Annotated in this window: 18 protein-coding genes; 13 read left to right on the top strand and 5 right to left on the bottom strand. The window is 55.5% G+C overall.

The genetic code is table 11. The features are described 5' to 3' along the window. Positions 1-18: 18 nt before the first annotated feature. Positions 19-501, bottom strand: coding sequence for a zinc ribbon-containing protein (locus CUN67_RS05225; RefSeq protein ID WP_208714296.1), 483 nt, complete (start codon positions 499-501; stop codon positions 19-21). A gap of 214 nt (positions 502-715) precedes the next feature. Between CUN67_RS05225 and leuS the strand changes: the two genes are divergently transcribed. The 13 genes from leuS (at position 716) to lipA (ending at position 14,254) form a co-directional block, all read left to right on the top strand. Further along, positions 716-3,298, top strand: a complete 2,583-nt coding sequence (gene leuS / locus CUN67_RS05220) for a leucine--tRNA ligase (RefSeq protein WP_208714295.1) — start codon at positions 716-718, stop codon at positions 3,296-3,298. 14 nt (positions 3,299-3,312) lie between these two features. Further along, positions 3,313-3,912, top strand: coding sequence for an LPS assembly lipoprotein LptE (lptE, locus tag CUN67_RS05215; protein WP_208714294.1), 600 nt, complete (start codon positions 3,313-3,315; stop codon positions 3,910-3,912). After that, positions 3,909-4,940, top strand: coding sequence for a DNA polymerase III subunit delta (holA, locus tag CUN67_RS05210; RefSeq protein WP_208714293.1), 1,032 nt, complete (start codon positions 3,909-3,911; stop codon positions 4,938-4,940). Before lptE ends, holA begins: the two co-directional genes overlap by 4 nt. Further along, a complete protein-coding gene (nadD, locus tag CUN67_RS05205; protein WP_208714292.1) occupies positions 4,933-5,577 on the top strand; it encodes a nicotinate-nucleotide adenylyltransferase in 645 nt (214 codons plus the stop codon). The genes holA and nadD overlap by 8 nt, the downstream gene beginning before the upstream one ends. 161 nt (positions 5,578-5,738) lie before the next feature. Then, entirely contained in the window at positions 5,739-6,056 is a 318-nt protein-coding gene (gene rsfS / locus CUN67_RS05200) for a ribosome silencing factor (protein WP_084873416.1), read from the top strand. Positions 6,057-6,059: 3 nt separating this feature from the next. Next, positions 6,060-6,530 carry a 23S rRNA (pseudouridine(1915)-N(3))-methyltransferase RlmH gene (gene rlmH / locus CUN67_RS05195; protein WP_208714291.1) on the top strand — a complete coding sequence of 157 codons (471 nt, stop codon included), beginning with the start codon at positions 6,060-6,062 and terminating at the stop codon, positions 6,528-6,530. Between the two features lie 34 nt (positions 6,531-6,564). Beyond that, positions 6,565-8,469 carry a peptidoglycan DD-transpeptidase MrdA gene (gene mrdA, locus CUN67_RS05190; protein ID WP_208714290.1) on the top strand — a complete coding sequence of 635 codons (1,905 nt, stop codon included), beginning with the start codon at positions 6,565-6,567 and terminating at the stop codon, positions 8,467-8,469. Positions 8,470-8,477: 8 nt separating this feature from the next. Further along, entirely contained in the window at positions 8,478-9,590 is a 1,113-nt protein-coding gene (gene mrdB, locus CUN67_RS05185) for a peptidoglycan glycosyltransferase MrdB (RefSeq protein ID WP_208717073.1), read from the top strand. Between the two features lie 10 nt (positions 9,591-9,600). Then, entirely contained in the window at positions 9,601-10,692 is a 1,092-nt protein-coding gene (gene rlpA, locus CUN67_RS05180; protein WP_208714289.1) for an endolytic peptidoglycan transglycosylase RlpA, read from the top strand. Positions 10,693-10,823: 131 nt separating this feature from the next. Beyond that, complete coding sequence (dacA, locus tag CUN67_RS05175) at positions 10,824-12,035, top strand: D-alanyl-D-alanine carboxypeptidase DacA (RefSeq protein ID WP_208714288.1); 1,212 nt, start codon at positions 10,824-10,826, stop codon at positions 12,033-12,035. Positions 12,036-12,128: 93 nt separating this feature from the next. After that, positions 12,129-12,392: a DUF493 family protein YbeD gene (ybeD, locus tag CUN67_RS05170; RefSeq protein ID WP_084873400.1), complete on the top strand. Its 264-nt coding sequence runs from the start codon at positions 12,129-12,131 to the stop codon at positions 12,390-12,392. Between the two features lie 69 nt (positions 12,393-12,461). Next, entirely contained in the window at positions 12,462-13,115 is a 654-nt protein-coding gene (lipB, locus tag CUN67_RS05165; protein ID WP_208714287.1) for a lipoyl(octanoyl) transferase LipB, read from the top strand. Between the two features lie 173 nt (positions 13,116-13,288). Next, the gene (gene lipA, locus CUN67_RS05160) at positions 13,289-14,254 is read left to right on the top strand and encodes a lipoyl synthase (RefSeq protein ID WP_208714286.1); all 966 of its coding nucleotides are present in this window, start codon (positions 13,289-13,291) and stop codon (positions 14,252-14,254) included. A 145-nt stretch (positions 14,255-14,399) separates the two neighbouring features. Here the strand turns inward: lipA and tatE are convergent, their stop codons facing one another. The 4 genes from tatE to CUN67_RS05140 all read right to left on the bottom strand — a co-directional run bounded on the left by tatE (position 14,400) and on the right by CUN67_RS05140 (position 17,322). Then, on the bottom strand, positions 14,400-14,603 hold the full coding sequence (gene tatE / locus CUN67_RS05155; protein ID WP_084873392.1) for a twin-arginine translocase subunit TatE: 204 nt from the start codon (positions 14,601-14,603) through the stop codon (positions 14,400-14,402). A gap of 108 nt (positions 14,604-14,711) precedes the next feature. After that, complete coding sequence (locus CUN67_RS05150; RefSeq protein ID WP_254711379.1) at positions 14,712-15,482, bottom strand: amino acid ABC transporter ATP-binding protein; 771 nt, start codon at positions 15,480-15,482, stop codon at positions 14,712-14,714. Continuing rightward, entirely contained in the window at positions 15,479-16,438 is a 960-nt protein-coding gene (locus CUN67_RS05145) for an amino acid ABC transporter permease (RefSeq protein ID WP_208714285.1), read from the bottom strand. Before CUN67_RS05145 ends, CUN67_RS05150 begins: the two co-directional genes overlap by 4 nt. After that, positions 16,435-17,322, bottom strand: coding sequence for an ABC transporter substrate-binding protein (locus tag CUN67_RS05140; RefSeq protein WP_208714284.1), 888 nt, complete (start codon positions 17,320-17,322; stop codon positions 16,435-16,437). Before CUN67_RS05140 ends, CUN67_RS05145 begins: the two co-directional genes overlap by 4 nt. Positions 17,323-17,335 lie beyond the last annotated feature (13 nt).

Here is a 17,335-nt window from a genome sequence, read left to right as displayed (position 1 = left end):
AACGCTGCCCGATTGCTTTCAGGGTTCAAAAGGCTGACGCTGGAAATGGTCGTGCCCACATTCCGGGCAACGGGTTAAGGTTTCCGGGGTATAAATGGCGCGGGTAAAATGACACTTCTCGCACACCAGATTTCCCAGCCCCACCACCTCGCCGCTTTGATAGACACCATGATGACGCAGATCCTGAAACACCTCGCGCCATTCCAGCTGGCTCTTGTCAGTGATATCCGCCAGCTCTTTCCAGATACTCTCGCGAATCACGCGCATAAACACCGAATCGCCCAGTACGCTGGCAGACTCTTCATAGCTAAGGGCAAATTCCTGCAAATCTCGTCTGACGGCATGTAACACTTCGTCGACTTCGTCCGAGGTTAAATCCTGCTGTGCCAGCAGCCGCAAACGCGCGCTGGCGACCAGCGCATCAATATCACGTTCACCACGTTCCAGCCGCTGGGTTAATGCCGTTACCGTTGCACGATATACCTGCGCCACGTTATTCATTTTGTTCTCCTTTCTGCTGCGAATGCTCTGATTAAGTTTAGTCACTTGCGGGTCAGGTCGCGGGGGAAATCGCAAAAGGGTGAATACGGCGGCGCATTCGGCAGAAATCGCCCAGGCAAAGGCGCGAAGTGTTGTTGAGGGGCTACCTTATGGGTATGCTATGCGGATCTAAAAGTACGCTAAGTGCGATATTCATTAAGGACCACAGGCAGCCATGCAAGAGCAATACCGCCCGGAAGAGATAGAATCCCGCGTCCAGCAGCACTGGGACGAAAATGAAACCTTTAAAGTGACCGAGCAGGAAGGCAAAGAGAAATACTACTGCCTCTCTATGCTACCCTATCCTTCCGGCCGCCTGCACATGGGCCATGTGCGTAACTACACCATCGGTGATGTGATTGCCCGTTACCAGCGTATGCTGGGCAAAAACGTTCTGCAGCCGATCGGCTGGGATGCGTTTGGTCTGCCTGCTGAAGGCGCGGCGGTAAAAAACAATACCGCCCCGGCCCCCTGGACTTACGACAACATCCAGTACATGAAAAACCAGCTCAAGCTGCTGGGTTTTGGCTATGACTGGAGCCGCGAACTGGCGACCTGCCAGCCTGAATACTATCGCTGGGAACAGTGGTTCTTCACCAAACTGTATGAAAAAGGTCTGGTTTATAAGAAGACTTCTGCGGTTAACTGGTGCCCGAATGACCTGACAGTGCTGGCGAACGAACAGGTTATCGACGGCTGCTGCTGGCGCTGCGACACCAAAGTTGAGCGTAAAGAGATTCCACAGTGGTTCGTCAAAATCACCGATTACGCAGAAGAGCTGCTGAACGACCTCGACAAGCTGGAAGACTGGCCTGAGCAGGTTAAAACCATGCAGCGCAACTGGATTGGTCGCTCAGAAGGCGTGGAAATCACCTTTGACGTGGCCTACAGCGCAGAAAAAGTCACGGTCTACACCACCCGTCCGGATACCTTCCTGGGTGCCACTTATGTTGCCGTCGCCGCAGGTCACCCGCTGGCACAGCAGGCCGCAGCGACCAACCCGGCGCTGTCTGACTTCATCGATGAATGCCGCAACACCAAAGTGGCCGAAGCCGATATGGCAACGATGGAGAAAAAAGGCATGGCCACCGGCCTGCACGTTATCCATCCGCTGACCGGCGAAGAGATCCCGGTGTGGGTCGCCAACTTTGTGTTGATGGAATACGGCACCGGTGCGGTGATGGCCGTTCCAGGTCATGACCAGCGCGACTGGGAATTTGCCACTAAATATTCTCTGCCGATCAAACCGGTGATCCTGAACCTCGACGGCACCGAGCCGGATGTCAGCACTGCCGCGATGACCGAAAAAGGCACGCTGTTTAATTCTGGCGACTACAACGGCCTGAGCCACGAAGCGGGCTTCAACGCCATTGCTGACGCGCTGGCCGCCAAAGGCGTTGGCGTGCGTAAAGTGAACTACCGTCTGCGCGACTGGGGTGTCTCCCGTCAGCGTTACTGGGGCGCACCGATCCCGATGGTGACGCTGGAAGATGGTACTGTGATGCCAACGCCGGAAGATCAACTGCCGGTGATCCTGCCAGAAGATGTGGTGATGGACGGTATTACCAGCCCGATCAAAGCTGACCCGGAGTGGGCGAAAACCACTGTGAACGGCCAGCCTGCGCTGCGTGAGACCGATACCTTTGACACCTTTATGGAGTCATCCTGGTACTACGCGCGTTACACCTGTGCTAACTACAATGAAGGCATGCTGGATCCGGCCGCAGCAAACTACTGGCTGCCGGTTGATCAGTATGTGGGTGGTATCGAACACGCCATTATGCACCTGATGTATTTCCGCTTCTACCATAAGCTGCTGCGTGATGCGGGCCTGGTCAACTCTGATGAGCCAGCCAAACGTCTGCTGTGTCAGGGCATGGTACTGGCGGATGCCTTCTACTACGTCGGCGTTAACGGCGAGCGTAACTGGGTGTCCCCGGTCGATGTCAACGTGGAGCGCGATGAAAAAGGTCGCATCGTCAAAGCCATCGATAATCAGGGCCGTGAAGTGGTTTACGCGGGCATGAGCAAAATGTCGAAGTCGAAAAACAACGGCATCGACCCGCAGTTGATGGTAGAACGTTACGGTGCGGATACCGTTCGTCTGTTCATGATGTTTGCTTCCCCGGCAGAAATGACGCTGGAGTGGCAGGAATCAGGCGTGGAAGGGGCGAACCGCTTCCTGAAACGTGTGTGGAAACTGGCTTACGAGCACGTCGCAAAAGGCGCGACCACGGCGCTGGATGTCAACGCGTTGAACGATGATCAGAAAGCGCTGCGTCGCGATCTGCACAAAACCATCGCTAAAGTCGCGGATGATATTGGCCGTCGTCAGACCTTCAACACCGCGATTGCGGCGATTATGGAGCTGATGAACAAACTGCTCCGCGCCCCGCAGGAAAGCGACCAGGATCGTGCTCTGCTGCAGGAAGCGCTGATTGCCGTCACCCGTCTGCTGTATCCGTTCACTCCGCATACCTGCTACGTATTGTGGGAAGCGCTGGGCGGTGAAGGCAGTGTCGATGACGCCAGCTGGCCGGTTGCAGACGAAGCCGCTATGGTTGAAGATTCACTGCTGGTGGTGGTTCAGGTTAATGGCAAAGTGCGCGGCAAAATCACCGTTGCGCCCGATGCAACCCAGGAGCAGGTGCAGGCGCGTGCCGCGCAGGAGCATCTGGTGGCGAAATATCTGGAAGGCGTCACCATTCGTAAAGTGATTTATGTCCCCGGCAAACTGCTTAACCTGGTCGTGGGTTAAGTTCAGGAGGAACTGTGCGACAACTGATTATCAGGCTGTTTGTCCTGCTGGCGGTGATGATCACCGCTGGCTGTGGTTTTCATCCGCGCGGCACCACTCAGGTGCCCGCCGAAATGAAAACGCTGATCGTCTCCACTGGCGACCCTTATGGTCCACTGGCGCGCACCGTCCGTCAGCAGTTGCGCCTCAATAACGTGCGCATTGTTGATGACAGCAAAGAGACGCGTAACAACATTCCGACGTTGCGTCTCGGTGGCGAAGGCTTTAGTCGCGACACTGCCTCAGTGTTTATCAGCGGTACCACCGCTGAATACTCACTGGTAATGTCAGTGTCTGCTCAGGTGCTGCTGCCAGGTAAAGGTATCTACCCGATCAGCACGACGGTGTACCGTTCTTTCTTCGACAACCCGAACGCCGCACTGGCGAAGGATGCCGAGCAAGACAAGATCATGCAGGAGATGCGTCAGCGTGCTGCCGAACAGCTGGTACGTAAGCTGCTAACCGTGCATGCGGCGCAGGAAAGCAACAAAGATACGTTGCCGCAGCCTGAGACGATCTTACCCGGCGAAAGCTCACCGGAAGCACTCTCCTCGTCAGCTACCAGTCTGCAATGATCAGGATCTATCCTGAACAACTCAGCGCGCAACTCCGTGAGGGGCTGCGCGCCTGTTATTTTCTCACCGGCAATGAACCGCTGCTGATTCAGGAAAGCGCTGACGCCATTCGCACCGCGTCAACGGCTCAGGGCTTTGAAGAACATTTCAGCGTCACGCTGGATGCACAAACCAGCTGGGACGACCTGTTTGCCAGCTGCCAGTCGCTCAGCCTGTTTACCCAACGCCAGACACTGACGCTGCAATTCCCGGAAAATGGCCCGAACGCCGCCATGGCCGAGCAACTGGTCAAACTCGCCAGCCTGCTGCACAGCGATATCCTGCTGGTGCTGCGCATGGCAAAACTGACCAAAGCACAGGAAAACAGCGCCTGGTTTAAAGCGCTGAGTGCCCAGGCGGTGCTGGTGCCCTGCCAGACCCCCGAGCAGGCCCAGTTGCCACGCTGGGTCGCGAATCGCGCCAAAGCGATGCAACTGAGCGTGGATGATGCGGCGATCCAGCTGCTTTGCTACTGTTATGAAGGCAACCTGCTGGCACTGGCGCAGGCGCTGGAACGCCTTTCGCTGCTGTGGCCGGATGGCAAACTCACGCTGCCACGGGTCGAAGAAGCGGTCAATGATGCCGCCCACTTTACCCCGTTCCACTGGGTTGATGCGCTGCTGGCGGGCAAAAGTAAGCGCGCCCTGCATATCCTGCATCAGCTGGAAAAGGAAGACAGCGAAGTGGTGATCCTGTTGCGCAGCCTGCAACGCGATCTGCTGACGCTGCTGCATCTGCAACGCCATCAGGCCCGGCAACCGCTGCGCACGCTGATGGATCAACAGCGCATCTGGCAAAACCGCCGTGCGTTGTTTATGGATGCATTGCAACGGCTGGATGCCCGGCGTTTACAGCGCGCCGTTCATCTGCTGGCTGAACTGGAGCTGTCGCTGAAACAGGACTATGGTCAAAACCTGTGGCCGCAGCTGGAGACCCTGTCGCTACTGCTCTGCCACCGTGATTTCCCGATGAGCTTTGCTGATGTCTGAACTTGACGCCCTGTTCGGCGGCACCTTTGATCCCATCCATTATGGACATCTGCGTCCGGTCGAGGCACTGGCGCAGCAGATTGGGCTGAAAAAAGTGACGCTGCTGCCGAACAATGTGCCACCGCATCGCCCGCAGCCCCAGGCCAGTGCGCAGCAGCGTGTAGCCATGTTGCACTGCGCCATTGCTGATCGCCCGTTGTTTGATATTGATACGCGCGAACTGGAGCGGGAAACGCCGTCGTGGACAGTGGCGACGCTGGAAGCCTTGCGTGCGCAACGTGGCGATCAACAGCCCCTCGGGTTTATCATCGGCCAGGATTCTCTGCTAACGTTAGCCAAATGGCACCGCTGGCAGGATTTGCTGTCACTCTGTCATTTGCTGGTGTGCAAACGCCCAGGCTATCCGGCGCAGATGGACACCCCTGAGATGCAGCAATGGCTGGAAAGGCATCTCGCGCGCGATGTGCAACAACTGCATCGCCTTCCGGCTGGCCTTATCTGGCTGGCCGATACGCCGCTTTTCGATATTTCAGCCACCGAGATCCGTAAGCGACGTCAGCAGGGCGAATCCTGCGCGGATTTACTGCCTGCTGCGGTTATCGACTATATCGATCGCATCGGCTTATACCTTAAATAATTCGGCTTGCAGGCACGCTGACAGTTAACGCTCCTGCAATTTGATGTATAACGGGTATATATCGCGACCAATCACGACATGCTATACTGCGCCGCTTCATTTTTGGCTGCGTTTCCAGGGCATTCAGCCTGCCCGTAATCACCTGATTTAAGGGGAACCTTTTGCAAGGTAAAGCACTCCAAGAGTTCGTTATTGATAAGATTGATGATCTCAAAGGCCAGGATATCGTCGCACTTGACGTTCAGGGCAAATCCAGCATCACCGATTGCATGATTATCTGCACCGGCACCTCAACCCGCCATGTGACCTCCATTGCTGACCATGTCATGCAGGAGTCACGCGCTGCGGGCCTGAAGCCATTAGGCGTTGAAGGTAAAGCGGCAGCCGACTGGGTGGTCGTCGATCTTGGTGACGTGATTGTGCACGTCATGCAGGAAGACAGCCGTCAGCTGTATGAGCTGGAAAAGCTCTGGAGCTAAGCAGTGAAATTGCAGCTTGTGGCCGTCGGCACCAAAATGCCGGATTGGGTTCAGACCGGGTTTACCGAATATCTGCGCCGCTTCCCTAAAGATATGCCGCTGGAACTGACCGAAGTAGCAGCAGGCAAACGCGGCAAAAACGCCGACATCAAACGCATTCTTGAAAAAGAAGGTGAAGCGATGCTGGCGGCTGTGGGCAAAGGTAATCGCATTGTGACGCTGGATATTCCCGGGCAACCGTGGGAAACCCCGCAGCTGGCGCAGCAACTGGAGCGCTGGAAGCAGGATGGCCGCGATGTTAGCCTGTTGATCGGCGGGCCTGAAGGCCTGTCGCCTGCCTGTAAGGCGGCGGCAGAGCAAAGCTGGTCACTGTCAGCACTGACGCTGCCACATCCGCTGGTGCGTGTGCTGGTGGCCGAGAGCCTGTACCGTGCCTGGAGCATCACCGCCAATCATCCTTATCACCGTGAATAAACGCCAGGCCAACCCCGGACATTAAACGCAGCGGATGAAATTACAAAGCAACGCTTTTCGCGATTACACTGCCGAACAAAAGCTGTTTGTCCGTCGGGCTTTGGTAGCCTTTTTCGGCATCCTGCTGCTTTCCGGTATTCTGGTGGTCAACCTGTACCACCTGCAAATTCTGCGTTTTGCTGATTACAGCACCCGCTCCAATGACAACCGCATCAAGCTGGTGCCGGTGGCACCGAGCCGCGGTATCATTTTTGATCGCAACGGCGTGCCGCTGGCGCTGAATCGAACCATCTATCAGGCCGAGCTGGTGCCGGAAAAAGTCGATGACCTGAAGCAAACGCTACAGGACCTGCGCCCGATCCTCGACCTCACCGATGATGATTTGGATGCGTTTGATAAAGAACGCAAGCGCTCACGCCGCTTCACCTCCATTCCGGTCAAAACCGCCCTGAGCGATGTGCAGGTGGCGCGTTTTGCCGTGAATCAGTACCGCTTCCCTGGCGTGGAAGTGAAAGGTTACCAGCGTCGCTACTATCCCTACGGACAAACGCTGACCCATGTGGTGGGCTACGTCTCAAAAATTAACGATCGTGACGTCAGCCGTCTCGATCAGGAAGGCAAATGGCCGAACTATGCGGCGACGCATGATATCGGCAAGCTGGGCATCGAAAACTATTACGAAGATGTGCTGCACGGCACCACCGGCTATGAAGAAGTCGAGGTGAATAACCGTGGCCGGGTGATACGTCAGCTGCATGAACAATCACCACAGGCCGGACGCGATATCTATCTCACCATCGACCTCAAACTGCAGCAGTACATCGAAACGCTGCTGACAGGTAGCCGCGCGGCGGTGGTGGTGAGCGACCCACGTACCGGCGAAATCCTGGCGCTGGTTTCAACACCGAGCTACGACCCGAATCTGTTCGTCGATGGCATCTCCAGCAAAGATTACAAAGCCTTGCTCAACGATGAAAACCGTCCGCTTTATAATCGCGCCTTGCAGGCGGCCTACCCCCCTGCCTCTACGGTGAAGCCTTATGTCGCGGTATCAGCGCTCAGCGCCGGGGTGATTAACCGCAATACCAGCCTGTTTGATCCCGGCTGGTGGCAGCTGCCGGGTTCGGAAAAACGTTATCGCGACTGGAAAAAATGGGGCCATGGACGTCTCAACGTCACCAAAGCACTGGAAGAATCCGCCGATACCTTTTTCTATCAGGTTGCTTATGACATGGGGATTGACCGCCTGTCAGAATGGATGACCAAATTTGGCTACGGCCATCGCACCGGTATTGACCTGCCTCAGGAAAGCCCCGGCAATATGCCGACGCGTGACTGGAAGCTGAAGCGCTTTAAAAAACCCTGGTATCAGGGCGATACCATTCCGGTGGGGATTGGCCAGGGCTACTGGACCGCCACGCCGGTGCAAATGAACAAAGCCATGATGATTTTGATTAACGACGGGGTGATCAAAGTGCCACATCTGCTGCACGCGACCCGTGAAGGTCATACCATGGTGCCGTATCGCCAGCCAGCAGATGAACCGATTGGCGATATCCACTCCGGTTTCTGGGAGATCGCCAAAGACGGGATGTATGGCGTTGCCAACCGTCCCAACGGGACTGCGCATAAAAGTTTTGCCGACGCACCCTATAAAATCGCCGCCAAATCCGGTACGGCCCAGGTATTCGGTCTGAAAGAGAACGAAACCTACAACGCACACAAAATCGCTGAGCGTCTGCGTGACCACAAACTGATGACCGCCTTCGCGCCGTTCGATAAACCGCGTGTCGCCGTCACCATGATTCTGGAGAACGGCGGCGCTGGCCCGGCCGTCGGCTCGGTTATGCGTCAGATTCTCGACCACATTATGTTAGGCGATAACAACACGGTGCTTCCTGAAGCCGCACCGACGCCACCCGGTTACGAAGGTGAATAAGCATGTCCATGAACGATAGTCCGCAGAAAAGAACGATCTGGACGCGCATCCATATTGATCCCCTCTTTATGCTGGTGATCATCGGCCTGCTGGTCTATAGCGCTTTCGTTATCTGGAGCGCCAGTGGCCAGGATCCCGGCATGATGGAGCGTAAAATCGGCCAGATTGTGATGGGGCTGGTGATCATGATCGTGCTGGCGCAGGTGCCACCGCGCGTTTACGAGAGCTGGGCACCCTATCTCTACATCCTCTGCGTGATATTACTGATTGCCGTAGATGCCTTCGGCCATATCAGTAAAGGGGCACAGCGCTGGCTGGATCTGGGCGTGGTGCGCTTTCAGCCATCAGAGATCGCCAAAATCGCCGTGCCGCTGATGGTGGCGCGCTTTATCAACCGCGATGTGTGTCCGCCAACGCTGAAGAACACCGGCATCGCACTGATCCTGATCTTCGCCCCGACCCTGCTGGTTGCGGCGCAGCCTGACCTCGGGACCTCAATCCTGATCGCGGCATCAGGTTTGTTCGTGCTGTTCCTGTCAGGCATGAGCTGGAAACTGATTGGCGTTGCGGTACTGCTGATTGCGGCGTTTATCCCGGTGCTGTGGTTCTTCCTGATGCACGATTATCAGCGCGACCGCGTGATGATGCTGCTCAATCCCGAGAGCGATCCATTGGGTGCCGGTTACCACATTATCCAGTCAAAAATTGCTATCGGCTCGGGTGGCCTGCGCGGTAAAGGGTGGCTGCATGGCACCCAGTCGCAGCTGGAGTTTTTGCCTGAACGCCATACCGACTTTATCTTTGCCGTACTGGCGGAAGAACTTGGGTTGGTTGGCGTGCTGCTGTTGCTGGTGCTGTATCTGCTGCTGATTATGCGCGGTTTGATTATCGCAGCCAGGGCACAAACCACCTTTGGTCGCGTAATGGCGGGAGGTTTGATGCTGATTTTATTCGTTTATGTTTTCGTTAACATTGGCATGGTTAGTGGTATCTTACCGGTGGTTGGCGTACCGCTGCCGCTGGTCAGCTACGGCGGATCGGCATTGATTGTACTAATGGCCGGATTTGGCATCGTAATGTCGATCCATACTCATCGAAAAATGTTATCTAAAAGCGTTTAAGAGGCTGCACATGCGTAAGGACTGGCTTGGGGTTGTTCTGGCATCATTGGTATTGGCTGCCTGTTCCTCTCAGGAACCGCAGAATACCGCCCCACCGCAACCGGCTTACAATGGCCCGGTGGTTGAAATTCCGGGGGTGGAACCGCGCTACGAACCGATTAATCCGTCAACCAGCCAGGACTATAGCGTCAACGGCAAAACCTACCGTATCGTTAAAGATCCCTCTAACTTCAGTGAAGTGGGTTTAGCCACGTCTTATGGCAATGAAGCTCAGGGTAACCGTACCGCGATTGGCGAATCCTTCGATCCTAACGCCATGAGCGCTGCCCATCCGACCTTGCCCTTACCCAGCTATGTCCGCGTCACTAACCTGGCGAATGGTCGTCAAATCGTGGTGCGCGTCAATGATCGCGGTCCCTATACGCCGGGCCGTATTATCGACCTGTCGAGCGCCGCAGCTGACCGCCTGAATATCTCGAATAATACCCGTGTACGCGTTGACTATATCAATGTCGCGCCAGACGGCACGCTGTCGGGTCCCGGCACCATCGGTACGACGGTCGCTAAACAAAGCTACGCGCTGCCAGCACGCCCTGACCTTGGTGGCGGTATGGTAATGATGGGTGGCAGTGCCAGCACCCAAAGCGCCACGCCTCCCGCGCAGGATGTCCGCGCGGTGGACAACAGCACGCTGCAAAGCAGCGATGGTATGGGTGCCCCGGTCCGCAGCAATGGGTTTCTTGGCGCACCGCAACCGTTAGCCAATGGCGTACTGGAAGGCAGCGAGCCGCAACCTGCTGCCGCTGCACCCGCGGCGACAGCGGCGGTAGCCGCTCCCGTTGCCGCTGCTTCCGCACCGGCCAGCGCTGGAGGTTATGTGGTGCAGGTAGGCGCGCTTAATGATGCCGCCCGTGCACGCGAGCTGGCAACCAGCCTCGGCAAACGTTTCGGTGTACCGGGTTCGGTTGAGGCCAATGGTAACGTTTATCGTGTGCAACTGGGCGGCTATAAATCCCGCGCAGAAGCCGCTGCCTTGCAGCAGCGCCTGAACAATGAAGCGCAGATGAGTTCCTTTATTACCACATCGCATAACGGCATGTGATAATAACGACCAGGCATAGTGATGCCTGGTTACAACAGTTTTGCAAAGCAAGATGTCGCCCAATCAGGGCGTTTGCTTGAGTCAAGGCACTTTTTTTCACTCTTAACCCCACGGATGTTGTAGTCCTGAACATGAATACGCTGAAACCTTCTCGTTTTCTGAAACGCCTGACAGTGGGATCACTGGTCGCCCTTTCTCTCAGCCATGCCGCCCTGGCGGACGATGTTAACCTCAAAACTATGATTCCGGGCGTCCCGGACATTGATGCTGAAGCCTACGTTCTGATCGACTATAACTCGGGCAAGGTGCTGGCGGAAAAGAACGCCGATGCACGCCGCGACCCGGCCAGTCTGACCAAAATGATGACCAGTTACGTCATAGGCCAGGCGGTCAAAGCGGGCAAAATCCATCAGGATGATATTGTCACCGTGGGTAAAGATGCCTGGGCTACCGGTAACCCGGTATTTAAAGGTTCCTCGCTGATGTTCCTCAAACCCGGCGATCGCGTTCCCGTTTCGCAGCTGACGCGCGGTATCGTGCTGCAATCCGGTAACGATGCCTGTGTTGCCATGGCCGATTATGTGGCTGGCAGCCAGGATGCCTTCGTCAGCCTGATGAACAATTACGTGCAGGCGCTGGGCCTGAAAAACACCCATTTCCAGACCGTACACGGCCTGGATGCCGACGGCCAGTACAGCTCAGCCCGTGATATGGCGCTGATCGGTCAGGCACTGATTCGTGATGTACCGGATGAATACGCGGTTTACCACGAGAAAGAGTTCACCTTTAACAACATCCGTCAGCTGAACCGTAACGGCCTGCTGTGGGATACCAGCCTCAATGTCGACGGCATCAAAACCGGCCATACCGATGCCGCAGGTTACAACCTGGTGGCATCGGCGACTGAAGGCCAGATGCGTCTGATTTCGGCGGTGATGGGCGGCCATACCTACAAAGGCCGTGAAACCGAGAGCAAAAAACTGCTGACCTGGGGCTTCCGTTTCTTTGAAACCGTAGCACCGCTGAAGGCGGGTAAAGAATTTGCTTCTGAGCCGGTCTGGTTTGGTAACAGCGACCGCGTGCAGCTGGGCGTGGAGAAAGATGCTTATCTGACCATCCCACGTGGCCGTATGAAAGATCTGAAAGCCAGCTATGTGCTCAACAACACCGAACTGCATGCGCCGCTGCAGAAAAATCAGGTGGTGGGCAGCATCAACTTCCAGCTGGATGGCAAAACCATTGAACAGCGTCCGCTGGTGGTGCTGAACGAAGTACAGGAAGGCGGTTTCATCAGTCGCATCATCGATTACATCAAACTGATGTTCCACCACTGGTTCGGCTAAGGCGCGATTGAAAAAACGCCGCATTGCCCCTATATAAGTTAATATTATTGCTCCCGCTCAGGCGGGAGCCTGTTTTTTTGCACCGGAGTCAATATGAAAACCAAACTGAATGAACTGCTCGAATTCCCTACCTCGTTTACCTATAAAGTGATGGGTCTGGCGCAACCGGAGCTGGTTGATCAAGTGGTTGCTGTGGTGCAGCGTCATGCGCCCGGCGACTACAAGCCAGATGTGAAGCCGAGCAGCAAAGGCAATTATCATTCTGTTTCCATCACCATCATGGCTACGCACATTGAACAGGTTGAAACCCTGTATGAAGAGTTAGGCAACATCGATATCGTGCGCATGGTGCTGTAATGCTGACGCTGGCAAAGGGATCTTTGCCAGCGTTATACTTTGCCTCTCACTCTTTACCGGATGCCCGTTTTGTCAGCTAATACGCTTCTTGTTCGTCAACTCGGCCTGCGCGACTGGCAGCCGATTTCCGACGCCATGCACCGCTTTACCGATCAACGCGACAGCGACACCCCGGATGAAGTCTGGCTGGTGGAGCACAACCCGGTGTTCACTCAGGGCCAGGCGGGCAAAGCGGAGCATCTGCTGATGCCCGGCGACATTCCCGTGGTGCAGAGCGATCGCGGCGGCCAGGTCACCTATCACGGTCCCGGCCAGCAGGTCATGTATGTGTTGATCGATGTTAAACGCCGCAAACTTGGCGTGCGCCAGCTGGTGACGGCGCTGGAAGAAACGGTGGTGGCTACCCTGGCGGATTACGGTGTCAGCGCGCATGCCCGCCCGGACGCCCCTGGCGTCTACGTCGGCGAAGAGAAGATTTGCTCGCTCGGTCTGCGCATCCGCAAAGGGTGTTCATTTCACGGCCTGGCATTGAATGTGGCGATGGATCTCGCCCCTTTCCTGCGTATCAACCCCTGCGGTTATGCCGGTATGCGCATGGCGCAGCTGGGTCAGTTCCAGCCCGGTGTCACCACTGCGGATGTCCAGCCGCGTCTGGTGCAGCATTTTGCACGCCTGACCGGCTTTACCACCAGCGAGTGGCGAAACGATGAGCCAGCACTGTGATGACCATCTGTGCGGATTTACAATTTTGTAACCTGATGACCTTCACAGCGGCTGCTTCCCGCGCTGCGAGATGATATAATTTTTGCAATTTTTTCAAATAAAGTTGAAAGCCTGGTTCTCAGTTTGAGTGAGGAAGCTTTCAAATCGCAATCCCGACCGGAACCTGCAGATTTATGAGTAAACCAATTCAGATGGAACGTGGCGTCAAATATCGCGATGCCGACAAAATGGCGCTGATTCCGGTGAAAACCGTGGTCACTGAGCGCGAGGAAATTCTGCGCAAGCCGGAGTGGATGAAGATCAAACTTCCTGCCGACTCCAGCCGTATCCAGGGCATCAAGGCCGCCATGCGCAAAAATGGCCTGCATTCGGTGTGCGAAGAGGCGTCCTGCCCTAACCTGGCGGAATGTTTTAACCACGGCACCGCGACCTTTATGATTCTTGGCGCTATCTGTACCCGTCGTTGTCCGTTCTGCGATGTGGCACACGGTCGCCCGACGGCCCCCGATGCTAACGAGCCGGTGAAGCTGGCCCAAACCATCGCCGATATGGCGCTGCGTTATGTGGTTATCACCTCGGTTGACCGCGATGACCTGCGTGACGGCGGTGCTCAGCACTTTGCCGACTGCATCAGTGCCATCCGCGAAAAAAGCCCCTCGATCAAGATTGAAACCCTGGTACCGGATTTCCGTGGCCGTATGGATCGTGCGCTGGAAATCCTCACCGCGACGCCGCCAGATGTGTTCAACCACAACCTGGAAAACGTGCCACGCGTTTACCGTCAGGTTCGACCGGGTGCCAACTACGAGTGGTCACTCAAGTTGCTGGAGCGTTTTAAAGAAGCGCATCCAAACGTGCCGACCAAATCCGGCCTGATGGTGGGTCTGGGTGAAACCAATGCGGAAATCATTGAGGTGATGCGCGATCTGCGTCGTCATGGCGTCACCATGCTGACGCTGGGCCAGTATCTGCAACCGAGCCGTCACCATCTGCCAGTGCAGCGTTATGTCAGCCCGGCTGAGTTTGATGAGATGAAAGCTGAAGCGATGGCAATGGGCTTCACCCACGCGGCCTGTGGCCCGTTTGTGCGCTCCTCTTACCATGCTGATATGCAGGCCAAAGGGCTGGAAGTTAAGTAATCCCTGCTTCCTGCCGCAGCGACATCAAAATCAAAGGCGCGCGATAAATCGCGCCGCTACGGAAAACAAAAAAACCAGACTGGAGACAGTCTGGTTTTTTTACAACGTAATAAATTTTTACACTTATTGACGTTAGCCGTAGAGATTACTCTTTGTGGCTGACACGTTCTGCCGGTGCTTCTTCAGCAGTGCTTTTGGTTGCGGTGGATTCATCATCTTTCATGGCCTTTTTGAAGCCTTTGATTGCGGAACCCAGATCGCCACCCAGTGAACGTAACTTGTTGGTGCCAAAAAGCAGAACGATGAGAGCACCGATGATCAGCAGTTTGGCAATACTGATACCTTCCATAATTAACCTTTCAACCTTAGCGAAAAACGGTGACTGATATTTACGCGCAGATCGCTTGCCAGCTCAACTGCAATCTGTAACAGAGTAAGATCGGCCACCGGGCAAGTTTCAGATAAAACGGCTCAAAAACGCCTGAGTACGCGGGTGCTGCGGATTGCCAATCACCTGCTCCGGACTGCCCTGCTCCACCACCACGCCACCATCCATAAATACCACACGGTCAGCAGCTTCACGGGCAAAACCAATTTCATGAGTGACCACAATCATGGTTAATCCCTGATCCGCCAGCGTGCGCATGGTCGCCAACACTTCCCCCACCAGCTCAGGATCGAGCGCTGAGGTCGGTTCATCAAACAGCATCAGCGAGGGTTTAATCGCCAGCGCACGCGCTATCGCCACACGCTGCTGCTGCCCCCCTGACAGATGGCGCGGCCAGGCATCCGCTTTATCACTCAACCCTACCGTCGAGAGCAACTCACGGGCATGTTTTAGCGCATCCTGGCGCGGAAACTTATGCACGCCAATCGGCGCTTCAATGATGTTCTGCAACACCGTCATATGGGGATAGAGGTTGAACTGCTGAAACACCATGCCAATCTTCTGGCGCTGATGCGCAATCCGGCGCGGTGACAGGCGATGCAAAATGCCTTTTTTTAATTCATAACCAATTTGCTCATCCCCCACCATGATTGAACCGGCGTTCATATCTTCCAGATGGTTAATACAGCGCAGAAAGGTGGACTTGCCCGAGCCAGAAGGCCCGAGGATCACCACGACTTCGCCCGGGAACACATCCAGATCGATGCCTTTCAGTACCTCATTATCACCGTAGCTTTTCTGCACATTGCGGGCGCGCACCAGCGGCTGAACATCACTCATACATCCTCCTTCTGCACCAGGGTACGTTGACGGCTATCGTCACCCTGGCTGCGGCGTTTGGTGGCCACCACCGTGCGTTTGGTTCCACGGGCGTAGTAACGTTCGATTGCCGACTGACCGACATTCAGAATCGAGGTGATGATCAGATACCAAATCACCGCCACCATCAGCATCGGAATGATTTCAAAGGTACGGTTGTACACCGCCTGTACCGAATACAGCAGATCACCCATCGCAATCACGCTCACCAGCGAAGTGGCTTTGATCATGCTGATCAGCTGGTTGCCGGTCGGTGGAATGATGGAACGCATGGCCTGCGGAATAATGATGCGACGCAGCGCACGCGTGCGGCTCATGCCGAAAGCCTGGGTGGTTTCCACCTGGCCGTTATCCACCGACAGCAAACCGGCACGAATGATCTCCGCCATATAGGCCGCTTCGTTCAATGCCAGCCCGGCAATCGCTGCGGTTAACGGCGTGATCAGATCATTGGTGTTCCAGCTGGCAAAGGTGATACCGGTCCAGGGAACGGTAATCGACAACGTCGGGAACAGCGTTGACAGGTTATACCAGAAGATCAATTGCACCAGCAGCGGAGTGCCGCGAAAGAACCAGATGTATAGCGACGAGATGCCACTCAGCAGCTTGTTCTCCGACAGACGCCACACCGCCAGCAACAGGCCCAGCAGGGTGCCGAGAATCATCGACACCACTGTCAACCCGAGTGTCACCTGCAACCCTTTCAGCACCGAACCTTCAGTGAACCATTTCAGTACCACCGTCCACTCGAAGTTTGGGTTGGTCGCCACCAGCCAGAGAAAGTTGGAAGCGATCACCAGCACCACAATCCATGAGACCCAGCGTCCATAAGTGGGCGCGTTGCGGGCAAAAGCCACGTCGCGCAGCTGCACGTCGGCCTTATCCCTGGCTCGCGAATCGTTGGTGTTTACACTCATTTTGCCGCCCCTTGCGCCAGATTACGGCCCGGAGCCTGCAACATGTTACCGTCCAGCTTCCACTTCTTCATGATGACAGCGTAAGTTCCGTTGCTGAACAGTTCTTTATACGCATCCAGCACCACGTTACCCAGCTCAGAACCTTTCGGCACCACCGTGCCCTGGAAGATATCACCAAAGCCATTTTTCTGACCCTTGCCGGACAATTCCAGCTGACCATTAGCCTGCTCGACAAAATATGTCAGCGGAGCCTGTGATGAGAAGAAGGCGTCAGAACGTTTTGAACGTACCGCAAGAATCGAAGAAGGCTGGTCCGTGAAGGACTGCACCACCACTGCCGGTTTACCGGCCGCTACACAGGCATCCGATTGCTTACGAATCACCTGCTCCGCAGAGCCCGCCGCCATCACCGCGATGCGTTTACCGCAGGTATCATCGAGGCCGTTAATTTTTGCCGGATTGCCTTTGGGTACGCCAAATACCACGAACTCCTGCACAAAATCGATAAAATCAACTTTCTCCTGACGATCCGGGTAATCCCCAATCGGCCCAATCGCCAGCTGATAGCGACCAGAATTAATCCCTGCCAACACACCTGACAAACCGCTGACGGTGGCATGTTCGATTTTCACCCCCAGCAATTGTCCCAGCGCCACCGCAAGATCGGCGGAAGCGCCATCCATCGAGTGCGTACCATTGACGATCTCATACGGAGGGAAAGAGCCGTTGTTCACAGCGATCATTTTACCGGCGCTTTTGATGTCCGCAGGCAAACGATCGTGCAGCGCCTGGTCAACTTTCTGGGTGGGAATCGCATCATCCGCCTGGGCGAATGATGCCGACAGGCCCAGAGCCAGCGCGATAGCGAGAGTCATTTTTTTCATTCTTCAATTTCCC

It is taken from the genome of Pantoea cypripedii, from assembly GCF_011395035.1.
Taxonomy (GTDB): domain Bacteria; phylum Pseudomonadota; class Gammaproteobacteria; order Enterobacterales; family Enterobacteriaceae; genus Pantoea; species Pantoea cypripedii_A.
This window is presented reverse-complemented; position numbering and strand designations above follow the sequence as displayed.